Below are 19,510 nucleotides of genomic sequence, written 5' to 3' on the forward strand. Positions count from 1 at the left end.
TTCCCGCCCCCCAGTTGCCACCTCATCGGCCCCGAGGAGCCCATATGACATCAACCATCCGTACGTCCGTCGTCCCGTTCGTGGTGACTGCCACGGGCACCGGGGTCGCCCAGCATCTCGTCGTCGACGGCGACGCCGGCCACGAGTTCGACACCGACGCCTACCCCGCCTTCGGTGGTCGCGACGAGGCGCCGAGCCCGCTGTTCTACGCCCTCGGCGCCCTCACCTCGTGTAATCAGGTGACCGCCGCTCTGGTGGCCAAGGACCTCGGAATCAGGCTGGGCTCATTCGACTTTCGCATTCAGGGCGATCTGGACACCGCGGTGCTGGTCACCGGCGCCGACGGCAACGCGAACTTCGAGGCGGTCACCGTCGAGGCGACCGTGAGCTCCGATGCGTCTCCGGAACAGTTCGACCGCTTCGTCTCCGAGGTGGAGCGTCGGTGCCCGGTGAGTCAGCTGTTCATTCGCAGCGGTCTGCGTTTCACCAATCGTTGGACTCAGGCGCCGCTCGACGTTTGAGCGTGTCAGGTGCCCCGACGCCACTGCGGATCGCGGCCGATGAACCCGACGAGACGGGTGACCGGGTCGGCGTCGGGGTCCACCGGCACCGCCGGTCCGTACTGTCCGGATGATCGCAGGATGTCCTCCATCCCGACCATCCCGTCGAGGAGGTGTTCGGCGAAGCGGGCGTCCAGGTCGGGTGTGATGCCGACCGCTGTGGCCAGGTCCCAGGTGTGCATGAAGACGTCGGCGGTGTAGAAGGTGTCGATGGCATCGGCGAGTGGGAACCGCCCCACCATCGGGTGGCTGAAGGTCTGGCGCGCCGACGGCCCGTCGAGCAGGTCCTGCACGGCGGCGGCGTGCGCTCGCCAGGCGGCGACCGGGCGGTCGGCGGGGTGCGGCGTCGGCGGCAGCGTGATACCGCCGCCGGCAAGGAATCCGGGGAACCATTCGACGAGGTGGGCGACGACATCGCGCGCGGTCCATTCCGCCACGGGCGTCGGCGCATCCCAGTCCGAAACGGCGACAACCACATTGGTGAATCCGTCGGCGATGAACCGGTGGCGTTGCGCCGCAGGCAGATCGGTCACCGCCGGTGGCGCGTTCACATCTGTCCCGATTCGATCAGCGACTGGAGGGCGGCGTATCCCTCGTTGACCCCGACCTCCATCCCCGACGCCAGCCAGCCGTCGCGGGCGGCGAACGAGTCGCACAGCGACTGGGCGTGCAGGCGGGTCATCCCGTCGCCGAGGTCTTCGAACCAGAGTGTCTCCAGCGCAACCTGATCGGGCATGCCCTCGAAGGTGAAGGTCTGAACGATCGTGTCGTCGGAGACGGTGTGGAAGCAGCCACGGAAGCCGTACTGCTCACCGTCGCGTTCGGAAATGTAACGCCAGCTGCCGCCGTCGCGGACATCCCAGTCGATGATGCGACTGGAGATCGACGACGGCCCGACCCAGCGCACGAACAGTTCGGGATCGGTGTGGGCGCGCATCAATTGCGCTGGGGTACCGCGAAAATCGCGGGTGATGTGGATGATGGGTACCTCGGCGTCGGCTTCGATGACGGCTTCGGGGTAGCGGGTGGACGTGCTCATGATGCGCGGCCTTTCTGGTGGTGGGGTGATGCGTCATCGTTCATGTCGTTCATGTCGTCCAGAAGTGCGTCGAGGCGGCGGTAACGCTCCTCGGCGGCATGCTGGTATCGGTCGATCCACGCGGCCATCAGATCGAAGACCTGCGCCTCCAGGTGGACCGGACGTTTCTGTGCCTCACGGGTTCGGGAGACCACCCCGGCGTCCTCGAGCACCTTGAGGTGTTTGGAGACCGCCTGGATACTGACGTCGTAGGGTTCTGCGAGTTCGCTGACCGTCGCATCGGAGACCGCCAGCCGCGCGACCATGTCGCGTCGCGTCGGATCCGCCAGTGCGGCGAACACTTTCGAGAGCTCGTCGTCGGCCACCCTGCCCTCCTCAACCGTTTGGTTGAATACGACTCTGCGCCGGTACGGCCTGTTTGTCAACCTTTTGGTTGAATTCGGCGGGTCTGGTCGGAGCCGGACACCCGAGACCGAAGGGCACCGGCGCCGATGACCACAAACGTCCCCGTGGCACCGGCTCACCGGAATATTGCGACGAGACCGCGTCACGGGGACGTTTGTGGGCATTGCGCGTTGCGCCACCTTTTCCCACGGTTCCGACGGAACCGTCGCGGCCCGCCGCGCGTCCAATCCCGCATGAACCTCGGAATCATGTCCCGCGCCGAACTACTCGCATCCGACCTCACCGACAACGACCTGCGCCGGATGGTGCGCAGAGGCGAACTGACACAGGTGCGGCGCGGTTGGTACGCAAAGCCCGATGCCGACACCACCGCACTGTCCGCATGCCGACGCGGCGGAAGCCTGAGCTGCGTCTCGGCGCTGAAGAAGCACGGGGTATGGGTGCCGCCCGGCTATGACTCCCTGCACGTTCGGGCCACCAAACACGCTCAGTGCCGTCGCCGTGACTTCTGCGTACTGCCCGGACGACCGCTGCCGATCGACACGATTCTGGACTCCGTCCCGGTCGCACTGGCCTGCGCCGCGAGATGCATGACGGACGAGGACTGGATCGCCTGCGCCGACTCGGTAATGAACTCCCAGGGCATCAAGGTCGCCGAGTTACGCTCCCAGTTGCCCTACGTCAGCGCCCATATCGACCGACTCCTGCTGCGGTGCGACCATCGTTCCCAATCCGGCACCGAGAGCCTCGTTCGAGATCGCCTGTACCTGAGAGGCTTTCATGTGGAGGTGCAGCCGGCGATCGACGATGTCGGCCACGTCGACCTCAAGCTCGGACGCTTACTCCTCGAGTGCGACAGCAAACTGCACCACACCAGCCTCGAGAGCTACCGAAAGGACCGGCGACGTGATCGAAAATCGGTCGCGCAGAACCTCATCAGCATGCGCCTGACCTACGACGACGTGCTATACGGCTGGGACGAGACACTCGAGGACATCCTCGCCATCACCAAGCCGGGGAAGCACCGTCTGTCACGACCGAAAACGTCCCCCTGAGCCGGTCTCACCGCAATAATCCGGCGAGACCGTCCCACGGGGACGCTTTCAGTCACTCGAGTTGGCGCCTCGCTCGGGTGGACCGGATCAGCGTGCGACCCCGCGCGGCTCATCGCCACGCAACGTGATGCGATGCATGACGCGGCGGTTGTCGCCGTAATCGCGGTTGGCGTAGTGCAGGGTGTTGCGGTTGTCCCACAGCACCAGGTCACCGGCACGCCAGCGATGGCGCACAATGTGTTCCGGTTTGGTGAGGTGGGCATATAGCAGATCGAGGATGCCGCGGCTCTCGGCGTCGGACACATCCTCGATGTGGGAGGTGAAGCCCGGGTTGACGAACAGCGACTTACGTCCGGTCTCCGGGTGCACGCGCACCACCGGATGACTCACCGGCGGAAGCTCGGTGACTTCCTTTCCGTCCCACACATTTCCACGCCCGCTACGCCGTTGCTTGAGGTAGTACCCGAATTCGCGGCTACCGTCGTGTACCGCCCGGAGCTGCTCGACGAGCGCCCTGACCGGCTCCGACAACGACCGATACGCGAGTTCGGCATCGGCCCAGTTGGTATCACCGCCGTTGCGGGGCAACACCACCGGGCGCAGGATCGATCCCATCGGCGGACGCGGCATGAACGTGACGTCGGTGTGCCAGACGTCGGCGAAACCGTTGTCGGCGCTGTCGAGGGCGTACACCTCGTCGGGCACATCCCCGCTGTCCCACACCGGATGTCCGATCGTGAGATCGCCGAGTCGGCGACCGAACTCGATGTGCTGGGCGTCGTCGAGGTACTGATCGCGCAACACGATCACCTTGTAGTCGATGAGCGCCGCGCGGATGGCGCGGACCTCGTCGTCGGTGGCCAGCGCCACGCTGGTGCCGCGGATCTCGGCACCGAAGCTGGGACCGAACTCGTCGATGTCGAGTTCGACACCGGAGGTGACGACGGGATCGGTGACGGTGCCGGTGAGGTCGGTGCCGGTGAGGTCGGCGTCGGTGAGGTCAGTGGTGGGCTTGCCGGGGATGGAGATGGTCATGCGGGTTCCTTCTCGGATGCAGGTGAGTGATTCCGGGGATTCCGAGAGCCCACGGTGGTGATCCGTGATGCGAACCGTCCGACCAGTTCATGCGATGGCCGATGCCGTACCGAGTCATCGCGTACCTTCCCTGCCGCCGTCGAAGCGCGTATCGAGATCCGCATCGACCGACCGCTGGTAGAGCGAAGTGTCGCACGGATGACGACGGGCGGCACGTCGAGGCGGGTCGGCTGGATCGGGTCACCCCACCTGTTTATCCGGTCCCGGCACATCGGCGAAGGGTTGGCGTCAGCGTGGGAAAAACCCTCGAACACCGAACCGTCAGGGATTGACGGCGAGCCACACCGCCAGGCCGAGTCCGCCGATCCCGACCGCGATCCGCAACGGCCCGGCGGGCAGGCGTTTGACGACCGGTGGTCCACACCACCCACCGATCAGACATCCGATGGCCATCGCGAATGCCGCCGGCCAATGCACCGGCCCGAAGAAGGCGAACCCGATGGCGGCGACGAGATTGGCGACGCCGAGAAACAGTGACTTCAACAGCGTCGCCCGCCACAGCGGTTCGTTGGTCACCACCAGCGCGAGGGCCAGCAGCAGGATCCCCGCGCCGGCCCCGAAATAGCCGCCGTACACCGAGATCATACCGAGCCCGAGGAACCAGATCCACGGGCGGTCGGCATGTTTGGCGGCGATGCGCCGCAGTTGCGGCTGGATCAGCAACGCCACCGCGGCCAGCGCCACCAGGTAGGGAACGATGATCTTGAAACTGTCGGCCGGGGCGAGCAGCAGGATGAGCGCACCGACGGTTCCGCCGATCAGCGACGCGACCACGCCGGTGTACAGGCGACGACGGTCACCGTCGAGCAGAATCCGACCGGACTGCCCCATGCTGCCGACGCCGACCGTCACCAACGCCACGGTGTTGGTGACATTGGCCGCGATCGGGCTCAGGCCGACGGCCAGCAGCGCGGGATAGCTGACCACCGACGCCAGGCCGGTGACATACCCGATGAGACCCGCCCCGAAGCCCGCCAGGATCAGCAAACCGAATTCGAGAACGCTCACCCGCGGCCCCGTCGAGTGGGCGCCATTTCCCGTCGAGTGGGCGCTATATCCCGTCGAGTGGGCGCAATACCCCGTCGAGTGGGCGCTATATCCCGTCGAGTGGGCGCCATATCCCGTCGAGTGGGCGCCGCAGGTCGGTCAGTGTGCGAAATGTCGTGCACCCGTGAGGTACAGGGTGATCCCGGCCTCGTTCGCCGCTTCGATCACCTCGTTGTCGCGGATCGATCCACCCGGCTGGACCACGGCGCTGACTCCCCCGGCGATGAGGACCTGCAGGCCGTCCGGGAAGGGGAAGAACGCGTCGGACGCACCGACGCTGCCCACCGAACGCTCACCCGCACGAGTGACCGCGAGGTGTGCCGAGTCGACGCGGTTGACCTGACCCATGCCGACACCGACCGACGCGCCGTCCTTGGCCAGCAGGATCGCATTGGACTTGACCGAACGGCATGCCCGCCAAGCAAATTCGAGATCGGCGAGGGTGTCATCATCGGCGGGGGCACCGGCCGCGAGGGTCCAGTTGCCGGGATCGTCACCGTCGGCGTCGAGGATGTCGCGGTCCTGCATCAGCAGACCACCGGTGATGGGACGGGTCTCGATGCCGCCGCGGACCGGGGGAACCGCACGCAGGATGCGGATGTTCTTCTTGCGCTGCAGAACCGAGAGTGCACCGTCGGCGAAACCGGGGGCGATGATGACCTCGGTGAAGATCTCGGCGACCTGTTCGGCCATCTCCACGGTGATCTCACGATTCGCCGCGATCACACCGCCGTAGGCACTGACCGGGTCGCAGGCGTGCGCCTTGCGGTGCGCCTCACCGATGTCGGCGCCGACGGCGATGCCACAGGGGTTGGCGTGCTTGATGATCGCGACGGCCGGGACGTCGAAGTCATGGGCACTACGCCACGCCGCATCGGAGTCGGTGTAGTTGTTGTAGCTCATCTCCTTGCCGTGCAACTGTTCTGCCGACGCCAGACCCTCGTAGTCGGAGGTCGACAGATACAGCGCTGCGGCCTGATGCGGATTCTCGCCATAGCGGAGTACCGCCGAACGACGGTAGGTCGCACCGGCCCACTCACCGAACTCCGAGCCGTCCGCTGCGGGCGAGACCACCTCCGACATCCAGGACGCCACCGCCACGTCGTACTCGGCGGTGTGCCGGAATGCCTTGGCGGCGAATCCCTGTCGTTCGGCGAGGGTGAATCCGCCCGCCCCGGCAGCGGCGGCCACCGCGTCATAGTCGTTGGGGTCGACGATCACCGCGACGCTCGGATGGTTCTTGGCCGCACCACGAACCATCGACGGACCGCCGATGTCGATCTGCTCGATGCACTCGTCCGGCGTGGCACCGGAATTGACGGTGTCGGTGAACGGATAGAGGTTCACGACGACGAGATCGAAAGCGGCAACGCCCAATTCGGCGAGTTGCTCGACGTGCGAGGGCTTGCGGCTGTCGGCCAGGATGCCGGCATGGACCTTGGGATGCAGGGTCTTCACGCGACCGTCGAGGCATTCCGGAAAACCGGTGACGTCTGCGACCTCGACCACCGGAATGCCCTCGGCGGCGATCGTCTTGGCGGTCGAACCGGTCGACACGATCTCCACGCCCGCAGCGTTCAGCGCGGCCGCGAGCTCGGCGAGTCCACTCTTGTCGTAGACACTGACCAGTGCGCGGCGGATGGGGCGACGAGTCGCGTCGGTGCTCGGTGCGTTCACGGAATGTGGGCCTTTCGTCCGTCGATGACAACTCCTCGGGTGACAAGTTCTGTCACCACGTCGGTGAGCAGCACGCGCTCCACCGATTTGATGCGTTCGTGCAGGGATTCTTCGGTGTCCCCGGTGTCGACGGTCACCGCGACCTGCGCCAGGATCGGGCCGGTGTCGACGCCGGCGTCGACGAGGTGCACCGTGGTGCCGGTGACCTTGACCCCGTAGGCGAGTGCGTCGGCCACACCGTGCGCCCCGGGAAACGCGGGCAGCAATGCCGGATGCGAGTTCACGATCCGGCCGGCGAACCGTTCGAGAAAACTCGGCCCAAGGATCTTCATGAAGCCTGCCGTGACAACCCAGTCGGGTCCGACCGTGGCCACCGCATCGCGCAACGCGACGTCCCACGCCGCACGATCAGGGTGATCACCGACCTTGCAGGTGAGGACGTTGATGCCGGCCTGCGCGGCGAGGTCGCCTGCGCGGCAATCACGGTCGACGACGACCGCGGCCACCGTGAACGGCGCCGCCGGACCGGCGGCCCGCGCCAGGATCGCCTCAAGCAACGACCCGGTTCCCGAAGCCATCACGACGATCGCCGCGCGCGGGGCGAAGGTGCCGTCGGATGGAGCAGGTGTCACGACGCAAAGCCTAGTGGGCGGGCACCGACCCGGATGCGCCGGGGCGGCATGACGATCGTTCGATCAAGATTGGGTCGGGGCCTGCCGGTCGCCGGTGGAATGGCCGAGATCACGTGTGGTGGTGTCCCACTCCCCATCGCCGTCCTCATCCCACTCGTCGGCGGGATCGGAACGCGGACCCGCACGGTGTCGCGCGGCGTCGACGCGGTCGTCGGCGGTCGGGGCGGCCATGTCTTGCGGGTCCCGATCAGCGGCGACATCGACTGGCTCGTCATCACCGTCGACCGATTCCGCATCCAGAACGGCTTCGTCGTCCGGGTCCTGGTCGTCCCAGGCCTCGTCGTCCCGGAGTTCGTCGTCCGCGGCCGCCTCGTCGTAGTCCTCGGCCAGGTAATCCTCGTCGTAGTCGTCGTCGTAGTCCTCGGCGAGGTAGTCGTCGTCGAAGTCCATCTCGTCAAGCCAGTCATCGTCGTCTGCGACAGGGGCGGAACCACGGCGCAGCATGGGCACGATGTTGTGAATCAATGCGACAACGATTCCGGCCGCGGCGAACCATCCCAGGGTGAACACGCCGGCGGTGACCACCGTGACCCCGGTCGTCCCGATCTCGCCGAGCGATCCGCCGGCCAGCCACCCGAAGAACACCATTGCCGTGGCGGCGAGGGCTGCGGCCATCCCCACCGACCGCGCGTACCCGGCCAGATCCGCCGACCGGCATTTCCACGCCGCGAACATAGCGATGGCGGCCGGCACGACCAACCCGAATGCGGCCCACCACACCGACTGCGTCGGGAGCACGGCCAGGACGGGAAGCGGGGGTACCGAACCACCCCGCACCGCGAAGAGATCCGCGGACACCGGCCCCACATGTACCTGCGAGCCGACCAGCACCGCGGCGGCCCCGATCATGATGTTGGGCAGGTACAGGATCGACAGCATCGTCAGACCGAGATGGCCGTCGAAGTCGACGCCGGTCGCGATCAGGTCGCACAGAACACGGAATCGCAGCACGAGGCGGAGGACGACGAACAGTCCGCCGGCCGCGAAGAGCGCGAGGACGGCGACCACGCCGTAGCGGATTCCCCGCCGATCGGCGGCGCTCGCCCGGTCGCGCAGATCGCGGTGTCCCAGGATCACGCCGAGTCCGGCGGCCAGCCCTTGGATCAGCAGGGTCAGCGCGAACGCCTTGAGCGGGCTCGGACTCTGGATCGGCAGCGACGACGACCCGTCCATCACCACGGCCAGCGCGATGGCCGTGACCAGCAGTGACCCGCCGACCGCGGCAGCACCCGCGGAAACGAGCTCCGGCAGGCGACGGCGACTGCGACCGCTGGACGCCACCACTTTCACGGTGCCCCCGGCGACGAGGAAGGTGGGCAGGAGCGGGAGCACCCCGACGGTCACACCGCTCACGGTGATCGGGGTCTGGTTGATCGCCAGCCAACAGGTGGCGACTGCCGCACCCACGCCGGACAGTCCGCTCCCCGCCATCAGCAGCACGGCCAACACGATGACGAGGCAGGCCAGGGTGGTGATGACCGGTACGGCGAAGGCGATCAGAACCAGTTCACGTGGCCGGTGTTCGGTCGCCTCCGTCTGCGCGCGACGGGCCCGCCGCACATCACGGAGGCGGGATGCGAGGTTGTCGGCGACCGGGACGGATTTGAGCGTGGGCATCGAATCGAGAGTGACATGTGTGACCAGTGAGGTCCCGTAGACGCGCCGCGTCGTCAGCAGAAAGCGACCGACGACACCCGTGGAGAAACGAGTCGGCCCCCGATCCCGGCAGGGATCGGGGGCCGATGTCGATGTGCTGAGCGTCGCTCACGGGGCCTTCGGCGGCTCCGGCTTCTGGAAGATCGACGTCGCGTTCTCCGAACCGGGTGTGGCCTCGCCGGCGGCCTGCGGACTCGCCGACGCCCCCGGGGTGGTCCCGGGGACGGATGCGCCGGGGATCGAGGCGCCGGGAACGGAGGCACCGGGGATCTGGGTGCCGGGCGTCGACGGCGATGCGGCCGCGTGCTGACCGTGACCGTATCCGGCATACGCCGACGGGTCATAGGCGGACGGCGCCGGGGCTGCGGCCGTCCCCGGCTGCGAGGCCGTGGCCGGCGTGGCCGCTGCCGGGGTCGACGCGGCCGGAGCCGACGCTGCCGCGGACGGGTACACCGTCGTCGCATGCTCGGAACCGGCCGGGATGACGCTGGTGGCCTGCGGCTGCGACACCGCTCCGTAACCGGCCGGCTGGCCGTATGCCGACGCGGCGGGTGCGGTCGGGTCGGTGGACGCCTGGTCGGTGACAGTGGCTGCGGTGGCTCCGGCGGCGGTCGCGTCGGGCACGGGTGCGGTCTTGATGACCTTGAGGTCGAGGAGCAACCAGAAGATGGCCAGCAGGAAGATCAGGATCGACAGCACGAGCAGGATGATGGCGCCCGCGCCGTGCTCCGTGTTCTCCTGCAGATCGGAGCCGACGTAGGTGAGGATCGTGATGAACACCCCGGCGACCGACGCCGCTGCGACTGCCGGAGCCACACGATAGGACTTGAGCAGCCCGGTGAAGGCGAGAAATCCGGTGAGGACGACAAGGACGTAGGCCGCGTTCAGATAACTCGCGAACAGTTCGATGGACCCCTGGACTTCCTGGCCGGTGAACGGATCCGTCTCGCTTCCGGTCAGCCCTGCGGCGAAACCGCAGAACAACACGACCACGCCGAGGACACCGATGGTGGCGGCCAGCACGGGTGCAACGATCGGCGGGAACCCGGCAAACGGCTGCTTGGGAGCGGCGGGCTGGCCGTAGCCCTGCTGGCCATTCCCTTGTTGGCCGTATCCCTGCTGACCGTAGGACGACGGATCACCGTATCCCTGCTGGCCATATCCCTGCTGGCCATAGCCCGATTGGTCGCCATAGCCCTGCTGGCCGTATCCCTGGGGATAGCTCTGCTGCCCGTACGTGGACGGATCACCGTAGCCCTGGCCGTACTGCCCGTAGCCCTGGGACGCGGACGCATCGCCGGGCTGGGAGTATCCCCCGCCCTGCTGTCCATAGGACTGTCCCGGATCGGGTTGCTGCCCGTAACCGGCACCTCCGGATGGGTAGGTCATCTACTTCTCCTGCCACAAAGACGTCTTGGTTTCGCTGCACCCCCGAACGCCATGCGTTCACCGCACCCCGGGGCACACTTTTGACCACGCTAATACATCTCGCGCACGGGCCACAGGGCCGACGTCGAAGTTGTGGATCATTCCGGCAATCCCGACCCGCGGTTCGGTCGCCTGAATGACCCCGCGTCGTTGACAGCGCTCTCGTCCTCACTGACAGCGCTCCCCTCTTCACTGACAGCGCTCTCGTTGACGTTGACAGCGCTCTGGTCTCCACTGACAGCGCTCTCCTCCTCACTGACAGCGCTCTCGTCGACGTTGACAGCGCTCTCCACACCGCCACCGGACGTCGGGAGTGCTTGTCACACAGTCGAATCAGCAGCGATCACCGTCGGAACGTCGACGAGGCAAGCGCTGTCAACGACCAGCAAAGCGCTGTCAACGCCAGGGAGAGCGCTGTCAACGACAGGGAAGCCCGACGATCGCGGGCTCACCACCGATGTTGGGCGCCCTGCTGCGCGTACCAGTCGATCAGCGAATGATCGTCGACGGACCGCGGGTCGATGTCGACGGGACGACCGGCCAGCACCGAGGTCACCGGCACCTCGAGCTTCTTTCCGGTCCGGGTGTGCGGAATGCCCGGCGCCAGGATCACCTCGTCGGGGACGTGGCGCGGCGACAGCCGTTTCCGGACGTCGGCGGCGATGCGCGCGCGCAGGTCGTCGTCGAGTTCTGCTCCGGGGACGAGGGTGACGAACAGCGGCATCCAGTAGGCGCCGTCGGGTCCGTCCACTCCCAGGACGAAGGCCTCGGCGATCTCGTCGATGCTCTCGACGACCTCGTAGATGTCGGCCGAACCCATCCGGATTCCGTGACGATTCAACGTCGCATCACTGCGTCCGTGGATGATCAGCGATCCGCGATCGGTCACGGTCACCCAGTCGCCGTGCCGCCACACCGGGGACGAGTCGGCCCCACCGTCGGTCCATTCATGCTCGAAATATGCTGCGCGATAGCGCTTTCCTTCGTCATCGCGCCAGAATCCGACGGGCATCGACGGCATCGGTGCGGTGATGACCATCTCGCCGACCTCACCGATCAGCGGCGTCCGATCCGGCGCCCAACTCTCCAGTGCCACAGCGAGATAGCGCACCGAGAGTTCACCGGGAACCACCGCCACCCCGACCGATCCGCCGGCGAACGCGGTGACGACGTCGGTGCCCCCACTGATGGACGAGACGGGAAGTCCGTGTGCCACATTCTCTTCGACCCAGTCGAACAGGTCGCCGGCCAGCGACGATCCGGTACTTCCCAGGGCACGCAACGCCGACAGGTCGTGATCACGTCCGGGCACGAGTCCCGCCTTACGCGACGCCTGCAACTGTCCGGGGCTCGTGCCGAAATACGTGACCTTCTCGTCGGCGACGATCCGCCACAGATGGTCGGCGTCCGGATAGAGCGGAGATCCGCTGTAGCACACGATGGTCGACCCGCACAGCAGACCGGCCACCTGGAAGTTCCACATCATCCAGCTCAGCGCGGTCTGCCAGAAGAACACGTCGGATTCGCCGAGCCCGGCATGCAGACCGGCGGCCTTCAGGTGCTCGAGGACGACGCCGCCGTGTCCGTGCACGATCCCTTTCGGCCGTCCGGTGGTACCCGAACTGAACAGCACCCACAGCGGGTGGTCGAAGGGCACCGGCTCCGGCCGCACCACCGCGTCGGCGGCCACGGCTTCCACATAGGAGAGCACCCGAACGCCCGAATCCTGGTGACGCGCAGCATCTCCCACCACGATGTGGGCCACCAGGCCGGGCAGCGACGACGCCAGCGCCGCACTGTCGGCGACCTTGTCGACATCTTTGCCGTTGTAGCGGTACCCGGAGGCACTGAACAGGACCTTGGGTTCGAGCTGGCCGAGTCGGCCGGCCGCTCCCTCGGGTGCGTAGTCCTGCCCGCAGCCCGACCAGATGGCACCGAGAGAGGCGGTCGCGAGGAAGGCCACCACCGCCTCGGGCACGTCGGGCAGGTAGGCGGCGACGACGTCACCGGCCCCGACTCCCAACCCGCGCAGCGTCGAGGCCAATCTCCCGACGAGGTCCGGCAACTCCGCCCACGTCACCTCCGACCGCACGCCGTCCTCGTCGATTCCGACGATCGCCGCGCGGGCACTGTCGGCCGACCCGATGGTCACCGCATGACGCAACACCTGATCGACGTAGTTGAGGTGAACGCCCGGAAACCATTGCGATCCCGGCATGTTCGTGGACGCGAGAACCGCAGCATCGCCGTCGTCGAGTTCTCCGCCGATCTCCACCAATGCGTAGAACTCCCACACGGCCCGCCAGAACTCGGCGGGCCGCGTCGTCGACCACTCCCACAGCGACGCGTAGTCGCCGACGTCGACCCCGTACCGGTCGGCGACGGCCGCCGCGAAGGCGTCGAGTTGTGCGGTCTCCCCCACCTCGACCACGTCCGGGACGCTTCCGGTCATCGCAGCAGTCCCAGGATCTCGACGGATTCTTCGCGCATCTGCACCTTGCGAACCTTTCCGGTGACCGTCATCGGGAACTCCTTGACGACGTGGACGTAGCGCGGGATCTTGTGCCGGGCGATCTGTCCGGTCGCGAAGTCCCGGACGTCGTCGACGGTGAGTTCGGTTGCGCCCTCCCGCAACCGGATCCACGCCATGAGTTCCTCGCCGTACTTCGCGTCGGGAACGCCGATCACCTGGGCGTCGAGGATGTCGGGATGGGTGTAGAGGAACTCTTCGATCTCACGCGGATAGATGTTCTCACCACCGCGGATCACCATGTCCTTGATGCGGCCGGTGATGCGCACGTAGCCGTTCGGGTCCATCACCGCGAGGTCGCCGGTGCGCATCCACGGTCCGCCGTCGGGATCGTCGGCGTCGGGCACCAGTACCTCGGCGGACTTGTCCGGCTGATTCCAGTATCCCTTCATGACACTGTAACCGCGCGTGCAGAATTCGCCGGTCTCGCCGCGCTGCAGGGTCTCGCCGGTCACCGGATCGATCACCTTGATCGACAGGTGCGGACCCACCCGCCCGACGGTGCCGACCCGCAGGGACAGTTCGTCGTCGACGCGGGTCTGCGTGGACACCGGCGAGGTCTCGGTCATGCCGTAGCAGATGGACACCTCGCTCATGTGCATGCGGTCGACGACCTGGCGCATCACGTGTTCGGGGCACGGCGAGCCCGCCATGATGCCGGTGCGCAACGTCGACAGATCGAACTCCGCTCCCGAATCCAGCAGGGCGAGTTCAGCGATGAACATGGTGGGGACGCCGTACAAACTGGTGCAACCGTATTCGGCGACCGCCCGCAGCGACGCCTCGGGATCGAAGGTGGGCGCCGGGATGACCATGGCCGCACCGTGACTGGTGGCGGCGAGATTGCCCATCACCATGCCGAAGCAGTGATAGAACGGCACCGGGATACAGATCCGGTCATCGGCGGTGTAGTTGAGCAGTTCACCCACCAGGTAGCCGTTGTTGCCGATGTTCGCATGCGACAGGGTGGCACCCTTCGGGAACCCTGTTGTGCCGGAAGTGTATTGGATGTTGATGGCGTCGTCGGGACGCAACGACGCGGCCCGCTCGGCCACCGCGTCGAGCTCCGCATCGGTCGGAGTGCTCGTCACCGACGCCCACTCCGCCGAGTCGAACAGGATCACCTCACGCAACTCGGGCGCGTTCGGGCGGGCGGCCGCGAGCATCCCGGCGTAGTCGGAGTCCTTGTATCTCGACGCGGCGACGACGACGCTCGCGCCGGACTGGGTCAGCGCGTACTCGATCTCGTGTTGCCGGTAGGCGGGGTTGAGATTGACCAGGATCGCCCCGATCTCCGCGGTCGCGTACTGGGTGAACACCCATTCCGCGCGGTTGGGTGACCACAGTCCGACCCGGTCACCGGCCTGGACACCCAGCCGAACCAGCCCCGCCGCGAGGGCGAGCACATCCCGCCGGAACTCCGCGTAGGTCCACTGCCGACCGCTGGGCGCATCGATGAGGGCGATGCGATCACCGTGGTCGGCGGTGATCCGCGCCAGGGTCTGCCCGATCGTCTCCGTCAGCAGGGCAGGCTCGGATTCGCCATGGGCGTAGGCCAGTTCGGACATCGGTTCACTCTTCCTTCGTTGACTCGGTGGTGGTGGCCGCACGCGAGAGAACCGCCTCGGCCTGGCGGAATACGGGACCGTCGATCATCTGCCCGTCGATACTGAAGACACCGCCCCCGAAGTCCGCCGATCCGTCGATGACGCGCCGGGCCCAGGCGACCTCGTCGTCGGTCGGCGTGTAGCCGGCACGGATCGTCTCGACCTGCGACGGGTGGATACATGCGGTGGCCACATATCCGAGTGCCACCGCGTCGGTGACCTCGAGGGCCAGGCCCTCGGTGTCACGGAAATCCAGATGCACCGCGTCGACGGCGAACTTGCCGGCGGCCGCGGCGGCGAGGCGGACCACCGACCGGGTGTAGCGGGCCACGTCGCGGTAGGTTCCCGGGTTGCGTTCCTCCGGGCCGAAGCGGCTCGACTTGCCGCCGAGCCCGGCGACCAGATCCTCGGCGCCCCACATCAATCCGATGCAGTTGACGGCGGCGGCGATCTCGTGGGCGCGGACCGCCCCGGCCGGTGTCTCGATCAGGGCGATCGTCTGCAAGGCGGTCTCGGTGATCGACTCGGCCGTCTCCGACTTCGCCTGCATCACCACCCGGTAGTTGGTGTCGCCGAGCGCTGCGAGGTCACGCCGGTAGTCGCCGGTGCCGGCGGGATTGATGCGGACCACCACCCGATCGGGGTCGAGCGGATGGGCGACCAGGGCCTCGCGGGCGGCCACCCGGTTCTCCGGGGACACCGCGTCCTCGAGATCGAGGATCACCACGTCGGACCGTTCGAGGGCCTTCTGATAGCGTTCGGGCCGGTCGGCGGGACAGAACAACATCGCCGGTCCCCCTGGCAGCCAGGACTTTCCGAACGATTCCACCGGTTGCGAGGTCATGTTATCGGGCGCTCCTCCGTCGTCGTCATCGTTGACACTCTTCTCCGACGCCCCGTCGTCACTGGAGGGGACGCCGCCGAACCAGCGTCGCACGAGCGGCCCGCGCCACCACCACCCCGTCCTGGTTACGCCCCACATGCAGCAGGTTCACCACGCCCTCACCGGGGCGGGACCGCGATTCGCGGATACCCGTGCATTCGGTCTCCGCGTACAGGGTGTCACCGGCGAACAGCGGTGCCGGAAAGGCCACTTCGGAGAACCCGAGGTTGGCCACCAATGTGCCCTGGGTCAACTGCGACACCGACAATCCCACGATGGTCGACAGCGTGAACATCGAGTTGATGAGCCGCTGTCCACCGAAACCGGGCTGCTGCGCCGACCACGCGGCGTCGAGGTGCAGTGCCTGGGTGTTCATCGTCAGCGTCGTGAACAGGACGTTGTCGGCCTCGGTGACGGTCCGCCCGGGCCGGTGCTCGTAGATGGTGCCCTCCTCGAACTCCTCGAACCACAGTCCGCGCTGCACGATTCGGGTGGGCGTCTGCTGCTCACTCATGCGAACCCCAGTTCCCGGGCGATCAGCATGAGCTGCACCTCGGTGGTGCCCTCGCCGACCTCGAGGATCTTGGAGTCACGGTAGTGCCGCGCCACCGGGTACTCGTTCATGAAGCCGTAGCCCCCGTGGATCTGGGTGGCCATCCGCGCATTGTCCATCGCCGCCTCACTGGCCACCATCTTGGCGATCGACGCCTCCTTCTTGAAGGGCTTGCCCGCCAGCATCTTTGCCGCGGCGTCGTAGTAGGCGGTGCGGGCGACGTGCGCGCGGGCCTCCATACGTGCGATGGCGAACGACACCGACTGGTACTCCCCGATCGGCCGGCCGAAGGACTGACGTTCCTTGGCGTACTTGACGCTCTCGTCGACGCAGCCCTGCGCGGCGCCGGTGGCCAACGCGGCGATCGCGATTCGGCCCTCATCCAGGATCGACAGGAAGTTCGCGTACCCGCGTCCGCGCACCCCGAGGAGGTTCTCCTTGGGGACCCGCACGTCGGTGAAGGTCAGCGGATGGGTGTCCGAGGCATTCCAGCCGACCTTGTTGTACGCCGGTTCGGCGACGAATCCCGGCGTGTCGGTGGGGACGATGATCGTCGAGATCTCCTTGCGTCCATCGTCTTTCGTCCCGGTGACCGCGGTGACGGTGACCAGCGAGGTGATATCGGTACCGGAGTTGGTGATGAACTGCTTGGAGCCGTTGATGATCCAGGAATCGCCGTCGTCCTTGGCGGTGGTGGCGGTGGCACCTGCGTCCGAGCCGGCACCCGGTTCGGTGAGTCCGAAACCGGCCAGATTCTCACCGGCGGTCAGCGACGGCAACCACCGCTGCTTCTGCTCGTCGCTGCCGAACTTGTGGATCGGCATGGCACCGAGGCTCACACCGGCCTCAAGGGTGATGGCCACCGACTGATCGACCTTGCCGAGCTCCTCGAGGGCCAGCGACAGCGCGAAGTAGTCACCGCCCATTCCGCCTTCCTCTTCGGGGAAGGGAAGTCCGAACAGTCCCATCGCGCCCATCTGGGCGACGACCTCATACGGGAAGCTGTGTTCGGCATCGTGTTTCGCCGCGACCGGTGCCACCACCGATTGTGCGAAGTCACGCACCGTGTGGATCAGGTCGAGGTAGTCCTGGGTCAACTCCATGGCTGGGGTTCCTTTGTGCGTGTGATGAACTCGGGCGAATGTGCGATGACGGCCGCGATCGTCATGACCGATCCGCCGCGGGGTCGTGATGGGCGTCGACATGCGCGAGGAGTTGGCCCGCGGACACCTTGTCGCCCACCGCGACCGAGACCGTCACGGTCCCGTCGACGGGCGCGGTGAGGCTGTGTTCCATCTTCATGGCCTCTACGACGACGATCGCGGTTCCGGCGGTGACCTCGTCGCCGTCGGACGCCGCGACGGCGACGACGGTGCCCGGCATCGGCGAGGCGATGTCGCCGGCCGCCTCACCAGTATCGGCATCGAGGGTGGTGCGCGTCAGCTGGACGATCCAGGTTCCCTGTGGCCCGCCTGCCCACCACTGGTCGCCGATGTCGGCGAGCGACCATTGCTGGCTGATGCCGTCGACGATCAGCCGGGCGGTGCGACCGGAGGTGGTCGCATGCGCGGCAAGGTATTCGACATGCGCCGACCACGGTGGCGCCGCGTTCTCCTCGTCCGCATCGACGATGGTGACATCCGCGGTCACCCACCGATCGTCTGCTCCGTGCACCGCCGCGGACACCGTCCGCGAATGCGTTCCCGCCGACAGCCTGCTGATGACCGGCGCGTGGTCGCCGATCCGGAAGCCCACCGCCGCATCCCACACGTCGTCGGTACGTCGTTGCCCCACGCGGGCCAGGCCGACCAGTGCGAGCGCCTCGGGAACCGGTTCCGGGGCAACGTAATCGGCCGCCAGACGGTCCAGCAGCTCGGTGTCGAGGCGGGCCGCCTGAACCTCGGGGCGGGCCAGGACGTAGCGACAGAAGTCGATGTTGGTGACCACTCCCAGAACCCGGGTGTCGCTGAGCGCGTGGTCGAGTCGTTCGATGGCCTCGGCGCGATCGGCCCCGTGGGCGATGACCTTGGCCAGCATCGGGTCGTAGTCACTGCCGACCACCAGTCCGGGCAGCATGGCCGAGTCCAGTCGCACGCCCTGTCCCGCACTAATATCGGGTTCGGCGAGTGCGACGATCTCACCGCCGGTGGGCAGGAAGCCGTTTGCAGGATCCTCGGCGTACACCCGGGCCTCGATGGCGTGCCCGGTGAAGGTGACGTCGCTCTGCGCGATGGCCAGCGTCTCACCGCGCGCCACCCGGATCTGCTGCTCCACCAGGTCGATTCCGGTGACCATCTCGGTGACGGGGTGTTCCACCTGCAGTCGGGTGTTCATCTCCATGAAGAAGAACTCGTCGGGTCGGTGCGCCGACACGATGAACTCGACGGTCCCGGCGCCGGTGTAACCGACGCTGCGCGCGGCGTCGCAGGCAGCCTGCCCGATGCGATCGCGGGTCGCGGCGTCGAGCAACGCCGACGGCGCCTCCTCGATGACCTTCTGATGGCGCCGTTGCAGCGAGCATTCCCGCTCACCGAGATGGATGACGTTGCCGTGGGTGTCGGCGAGCACCTGCACCTCGATGTGCCGGGGCGTGTCGACGAAATGCTCGAGGAACAGGGCGTCGTCGCCGAAGGCGGCGGCCGCCTCGCGGCGGGCGCGGGTCAGCGCATCGGGCAGTCCCGCAGCCGATTCCACCCGGTGCATGCCTTTGCCGCCACCACCGGCGCTCGGCTTGATGAGCACCGGGAAGCCGATCTCGGGGGCGGCGGCGATGAGGTCGGAGTCGGTGAGCCCGGGACGAGACAGACCCGGTACCACCGGCACACCACGTTCGGTGACGGCGGCGCGGGCGGTGATCTTGTCACCCATCGTGGCGATGGCCGATGCCGGCGGGCCGATGAAGGTGATCCCGGCGGCGGCCAGTGCCGCCGCGAATTGCTGGTTCTCCGAGAGGAATCCGTAGCCCGGGTGGACGGCGTCGGCGCCGGTCGCCTGGGCGGCGCGCACGACCGCGTCGATGTCGAGGTAGCTGGCGGTCGCCGCCGCCGGTCCGATTCGCACGGCGGTGTCCGCCTCCCGCACGTGACGGGCGTGGGCGTCCGGGTCGGAGTAGATGGCCACGCTGCGCAGCCCGAGCCGACGAAGGGTGGCGATGACGCGGCAGGCGATCTCGCCCCGATTGGCCACCAGCACGGTGCGGATCACGCGCGGAGCGGCGGACACGCCTCGATCGTCATCGATGTGTTCACCTGTGGTCGAGGGGATTTCAGAAGTCACAGACATT

At 67.1% G+C, this 19,510-nt stretch carries 17 protein-coding genes; 2 read left to right on the top strand and 15 right to left on the bottom strand.

From position 1 onward, the window contains the following. The first annotated feature begins 44 nt into the window (after positions 1-44). A complete protein-coding gene (locus ABLE92_RS02775; RefSeq protein ID WP_348803021.1) occupies positions 45-521 on the top strand; it encodes an OsmC family protein in 477 nt (158 codons plus the stop codon). A gap of 5 nt (positions 522-526) precedes the next feature. On the opposite strand, the gene ABLE92_RS02780 is transcribed toward ABLE92_RS02775, so the two are convergent. From ABLE92_RS02780 to ABLE92_RS02790, 3 genes are read right to left on the bottom strand one after another with little or no spacing between them, the layout of a single operon-like run. Next, positions 527-1,111: a TIGR03086 family metal-binding protein gene (locus ABLE92_RS02780; RefSeq protein ID WP_348803022.1), complete on the bottom strand. Its 585-nt coding sequence runs from the start codon at positions 1,109-1,111 to the stop codon at positions 527-529. Next, positions 1,108-1,602: an SRPBCC domain-containing protein gene (locus ABLE92_RS02785; protein WP_348803212.1), complete on the bottom strand. Its 495-nt coding sequence runs from the start codon at positions 1,600-1,602 to the stop codon at positions 1,108-1,110. The genes ABLE92_RS02780 and ABLE92_RS02785 overlap by 4 nt, the downstream gene beginning before the upstream one ends. Continuing rightward, positions 1,596-1,964, bottom strand: a complete 369-nt coding sequence (locus ABLE92_RS02790; RefSeq protein ID WP_348803023.1) for an ArsR/SmtB family transcription factor — start codon at positions 1,962-1,964, stop codon at positions 1,596-1,598. Before ABLE92_RS02790 ends, ABLE92_RS02785 begins: the two co-directional genes overlap by 7 nt. Positions 1,965-2,252: 288 nt before the next feature. Between ABLE92_RS02790 and ABLE92_RS02795 the strand changes: the two genes are divergently transcribed. Then, on the top strand, positions 2,253-3,059 hold the full coding sequence (locus tag ABLE92_RS02795) for a hypothetical protein (RefSeq protein WP_425476228.1): 807 nt from the start codon (positions 2,253-2,255) through the stop codon (positions 3,057-3,059). 87 nt (positions 3,060-3,146) lie between these two features. On the opposite strand, the gene ABLE92_RS02800 is transcribed toward ABLE92_RS02795, so the two are convergent. From ABLE92_RS02800 to ABLE92_RS02855, 12 genes are all read right to left on the bottom strand, one after another. After that, the gene (locus tag ABLE92_RS02800) at positions 3,147-4,094 is read right to left on the bottom strand and encodes a TauD/TfdA dioxygenase family protein (RefSeq protein WP_348803026.1); all 948 of its coding nucleotides are present in this window, start codon (positions 4,092-4,094) and stop codon (positions 3,147-3,149) included. Positions 4,095-4,415: 321 nt separating this feature from the next. Continuing rightward, on the bottom strand, positions 4,416-5,162 hold the full coding sequence (locus ABLE92_RS02805; protein WP_348803028.1) for a sulfite exporter TauE/SafE family protein: 747 nt from the start codon (positions 5,160-5,162) through the stop codon (positions 4,416-4,418). A 138-nt stretch (positions 5,163-5,300) separates the two neighbouring features. Continuing rightward, positions 5,301-6,878 (bottom strand): bifunctional phosphoribosylaminoimidazolecarboxamide formyltransferase/IMP cyclohydrolase, encoded by a 1,578-nt coding sequence (gene purH, locus ABLE92_RS02810; protein WP_348803029.1) that lies wholly within the window; start codon positions 6,876-6,878, stop codon positions 5,301-5,303. Beyond that, entirely contained in the window at positions 6,875-7,456 is a 582-nt protein-coding gene (gene purN, locus ABLE92_RS02815; RefSeq protein ID WP_348803213.1) for a phosphoribosylglycinamide formyltransferase, read from the bottom strand. The genes purH and purN overlap by 4 nt, the downstream gene beginning before the upstream one ends. A gap of 117 nt (positions 7,457-7,573) precedes the next feature. Then, positions 7,574-9,187 carry a cell division protein PerM gene (locus tag ABLE92_RS02820; RefSeq protein WP_348803030.1) on the bottom strand — a complete coding sequence of 538 codons (1,614 nt, stop codon included), beginning with the start codon at positions 9,185-9,187 and terminating at the stop codon, positions 7,574-7,576. A gap of 147 nt (positions 9,188-9,334) precedes the next feature. Next, entirely contained in the window at positions 9,335-10,615 is a 1,281-nt protein-coding gene (locus ABLE92_RS02825; RefSeq protein WP_348803032.1) for a DUF5336 domain-containing protein, read from the bottom strand. A gap of 487 nt (positions 10,616-11,102) precedes the next feature. After that, complete coding sequence (locus tag ABLE92_RS02830) at positions 11,103-13,106, bottom strand: acetoacetate--CoA ligase (protein WP_348803033.1); 2,004 nt, start codon at positions 13,104-13,106, stop codon at positions 11,103-11,105. Continuing rightward, positions 13,103-14,752 carry an AMP-binding protein gene (locus ABLE92_RS02835; RefSeq protein WP_348803034.1) on the bottom strand — a complete coding sequence of 550 codons (1,650 nt, stop codon included), beginning with the start codon at positions 14,750-14,752 and terminating at the stop codon, positions 13,103-13,105. Before ABLE92_RS02835 ends, ABLE92_RS02830 begins: the two co-directional genes overlap by 4 nt. Before the next feature lie 4 nt (positions 14,753-14,756). Next, positions 14,757-15,635, bottom strand: coding sequence for an HpcH/HpaI aldolase/citrate lyase family protein (locus tag ABLE92_RS02840; RefSeq protein ID WP_348803035.1), 879 nt, complete (start codon positions 15,633-15,635; stop codon positions 14,757-14,759). A gap of 58 nt (positions 15,636-15,693) precedes the next feature. Then, a complete protein-coding gene (locus ABLE92_RS02845) occupies positions 15,694-16,188 on the bottom strand; it encodes a MaoC family dehydratase (RefSeq protein ID WP_348803036.1) in 495 nt (164 codons plus the stop codon). Continuing rightward, entirely contained in the window at positions 16,185-17,330 is a 1,146-nt protein-coding gene (locus ABLE92_RS02850) for an acyl-CoA dehydrogenase family protein (protein WP_348803037.1), read from the bottom strand. The genes ABLE92_RS02845 and ABLE92_RS02850 overlap by 4 nt, the downstream gene beginning before the upstream one ends. A 61-nt stretch (positions 17,331-17,391) precedes the next feature. Continuing rightward, entirely contained in the window at positions 17,392-19,509 is a 2,118-nt protein-coding gene (locus ABLE92_RS02855) for an acetyl/propionyl/methylcrotonyl-CoA carboxylase subunit alpha (protein WP_348803038.1), read from the bottom strand. Position 19,510: the final 1 nt, after the last annotated feature.

Origin of the sequence: Gordonia oleivorans (assembly GCF_040044975.1) — a bacterium.
GTDB classification, from domain to species: domain Bacteria; phylum Actinomycetota; class Actinomycetes; order Mycobacteriales; family Mycobacteriaceae; genus Gordonia; species Gordonia oleivorans.

What these genes read in the sequence shown, in the direction of transcription:
- ABLE92_RS02775 (WP_348803021.1), top strand. Translation starts at nt 45, where the DNA reads ATGACATCAACCATCCGTACGTCCGTCGTCCCGTTCGTGGTGACTGCC.
- ABLE92_RS02795 (WP_425476228.1), top strand. Translation starts at nt 2,253, where the DNA reads ATGTCCCGCGCCGAACTACTCGCATCCGACCTCACCGACAACGACCTG.
- ABLE92_RS02800 (WP_348803026.1), bottom strand. Translation starts at nt 4,094, where the DNA reads ATGACCATCTCCATCCCCGGCAAGCCCACCACTGACCTCACCGACGCC.
- purN (WP_348803213.1), bottom strand. Translation starts at nt 7,456, where the DNA reads ATGGCTTCGGGAACCGGGTCGTTGCTTGAGGCGATCCTGGCGCGGGCC.
- ABLE92_RS02820 (WP_348803030.1), bottom strand. Translation starts at nt 9,187, where the DNA reads ATGCCCACGCTCAAATCCGTCCCGGTCGCCGACAACCTCGCATCCCGC.
- ABLE92_RS02825 (WP_348803032.1), bottom strand. Translation starts at nt 10,615, where the DNA reads ATGACCTACCCATCCGGAGGTGCCGGTTACGGGCAGCAACCCGATCCG.
- ABLE92_RS02830 (WP_348803033.1), bottom strand. Translation starts at nt 13,106, where the DNA reads ATGACCGGAAGCGTCCCGGACGTGGTCGAGGTGGGGGAGACCGCACAA.
- ABLE92_RS02835 (WP_348803034.1), bottom strand. Translation starts at nt 14,752, where the DNA reads ATGTCCGAACTGGCCTACGCCCATGGCGAATCCGAGCCTGCCCTGCTG.
- ABLE92_RS02840 (WP_348803035.1), bottom strand. Translation starts at nt 15,635, where the DNA reads ATGACCTCGCAACCGGTGGAATCGTTCGGAAAGTCCTGGCTGCCAGGG.
- ABLE92_RS02845 (WP_348803036.1), bottom strand. Translation starts at nt 16,188, where the DNA reads ATGAGTGAGCAGCAGACGCCCACCCGAATCGTGCAGCGCGGACTGTGG.
- ABLE92_RS02850 (WP_348803037.1), bottom strand. Translation starts at nt 17,330, where the DNA reads ATGGAGTTGACCCAGGACTACCTCGACCTGATCCACACGGTGCGTGAC.
- ABLE92_RS02855 (WP_348803038.1), bottom strand. Translation starts at nt 19,509, where the DNA reads ATGTCTGTGACTTCTGAAATCCCCTCGACCACAGGTGAACACATCGAT.